Genomic DNA, 2,308 nt, shown 5'->3' with positions numbered 1-2,308 from the left:
GGGATGCTTGGCATTAACCTTGGGGTACCCGCGCCAATGGCATTCTTTCCATTTTCTGGATATAAAAGTTCGTTTTATGGGGACCTTCATGCCAATGGGAAAGACGGCGTGGAATTTTATACCAGAAAGAAAATGTTAACGGCAAGATACTGATAGGAAAAAGGGGGTCGGCGCAATTTGTGGTCGGCCTTCCTTTATACATTATTTTAGGGGGAGTGTAGCTTATGCAGGTTGAAAAACAGGGTCAGGATCTTAAAGCGATGGATGGTAAATATGTGTGGCATCATATGAAAGGGGCTGAACCCACCCCTGGTGCAATGGTGATTAAAAACGGGCAAGGAGCATGGATTACGGATGTTGATGGGAATCGCTTCCTGGATGGGATGTCCGGTTTATGGTGTGTCAACGTCGGTTATGGCCGCACGGAACTGGCTGAAGCGGCTTACGAGCAGCTGAAGGAACTTCCTTATGCCCCTTTAACGAATAGCCACATCCCGGCTATTAAGCTAGCGGAGAAATTAAATGAATGGCTTGGTGGGGATTATGTGATTTTCTTCTCTAACAGCGGTTCAGAAGCCAATGAGGCGGCCTTTAAAATTGCGCGGCAGTATCATCAGCAAAAGGGTGAATATGGACGCTATAAATTCATTTCGCGTTATCGCGGATATCATGGAAATTCAATGGGAGCCCTGTCAGCTACCGGGCAGGCACAGCGAAAATATAAATACGAACCTCTCGCCCCAGGGTTTCTTCATGTATCACCGCCAGATTCTTATCGAAATCCAGAGGATGAAAGCGGTGAAAAAAGTGCAGCGGAAATTGAACGTACCATTACATGGGAGCTGAGCGAAACGGTGGCTGCGGTCATCATGGAACCAATCATCACCGGGGGCGGAATTTTGATGCCGCCCGATGGCTATATGAAACGTGTCAAAGAAATTTGTGAGAAAAATGGTGTCCTTCTCATTTCGGATGAGGTCATTTGCGGGTTTGGCCGAACTGGTAAGAAATTCGGATTTATGAACTATGATGTAAAACCAGACATCATAACAATGGCTAAAGGAATCACGAGCGCTTATTTGCCATTATCAGCTACAGCAGTCAAACGTGAAATTTATGAAGCGTATATTGGCTCAGACGTTTATGACCGCTTTCGGCATGTAAATACATTTGGCGGCAATCCTGCTGCCTGTGCTGTCGCTTTAAAGAATATTGAAATATATGAAAATGAAAAACTAATTRAACGGTCCAAGGAGTTAGGGCTACGCTTTTTGCAAGAGTTTGAAGAAATCAAATCTCATCCCAATGTTGGGGATGTACGCGGGAAAGGTTTGTTGGTAGGCATTGAACTAGTGGAAGATAAACTGACAAAACAGCCGATCGAACTTTCCAAAATTAATAAAGTCATTGCTTCATGCAAAGAAAAGGGGTTGATCATAGGGAAAAATGGCGATACAGTAGCAGGTTTCAATAATATCCTGACTCTTGCTCCCCCGCTTAGTATAACTGAAGAGGATTTCGCATTCATCATAGCGACGGTAAAGCGAACGCTAGCTGAACTATGAAAATAAAATGAAAAAACTGAATATTCTACAATTTCATGCATGTGCCTGTTGATACACATAACTTGCTTTTAAAATGAGGCTGATACGTCAGTTTTAGCGCCGTTCGTAACTTTGAACGGTGCTTTTGTCTATGATCAAGGAAGAATAAGAGGTAAAGGAATCTAATAGAAATTATAGGCGATATTTTGGAATCGTTTTCCTTGCTTAGTTATAGCGGATGTTCGAAAATGGAATGATAAGGAGTAGTGATAGAATATCTATCATTATCCGGCAGAAGAGGTGAGGGACATGAATAATGAAGATATAACAAAAAAATTAACATTACATATCCCTGAAATTTTAGGGAGTGGGAATTTTTCAAAGTATGCTGTATTGGTACCGCTTATAGAGAAAGAAGATGGAATTCATGTTCTTTTCGAAGAGCGTTCGCACAAACTGAGGAGGCAGCCGGGGGATATATGTTTTCCGGGCGGGAAAATAGACAAGCTGGATCAAGATGAACAGGCTGCTGCCCTAAGGGAAACATATGAGGAGCTTAATTTGCGAAAAGAAGATATCGAAAACGTCTTTCCAATCGATTATTTGGTATCTCCATTCGGGATGATTGTCTATCCTTATGCAGGATTTGTTCGTAACCATCAACGGATAATACCTAATCCAGCTGAGGTAGAAACCATTTTTACGGTCCCGCTTTCCTTTTTCATGGAAAAACCGCCAGAAATTTATCATGTGGAATATAAAGT

At 42.3% G+C, this 2,308-nt stretch carries 3 protein-coding genes; all 3 read left to right on the top strand.

Annotated features, from left to right (window positions below):
* Positions 1-153: aldehyde dehydrogenase family protein (locus AC1DVB_RS26730; protein ID WP_477591836.1), on the top strand; the 153-nt coding region annotated here is incomplete at its 5' end.
* Positions 154-224: 71 nt separating this feature from the next.
* On the top strand, positions 225-1,565 hold the full coding sequence (locus AC1DVB_RS26725) for an aminotransferase (protein ID WP_477591834.1): 1,341 nt from the start codon (positions 225-227) through the stop codon (positions 1,563-1,565).
* Positions 1,566-1,853: 288 nt separating this feature from the next.
* On the top strand, positions 1,854-2,308 hold a 455-nt coding region (locus tag AC1DVB_RS26720; protein ID WP_477591832.1), incomplete at its 3' end, for an NUDIX hydrolase.

This window comes from Peribacillus sp. P4_D6, assembly GCF_056401795.1.
Note: the sequence above shows the minus strand (reverse complement) of the source record. Positions and strands in the feature narration are given on the sequence as shown.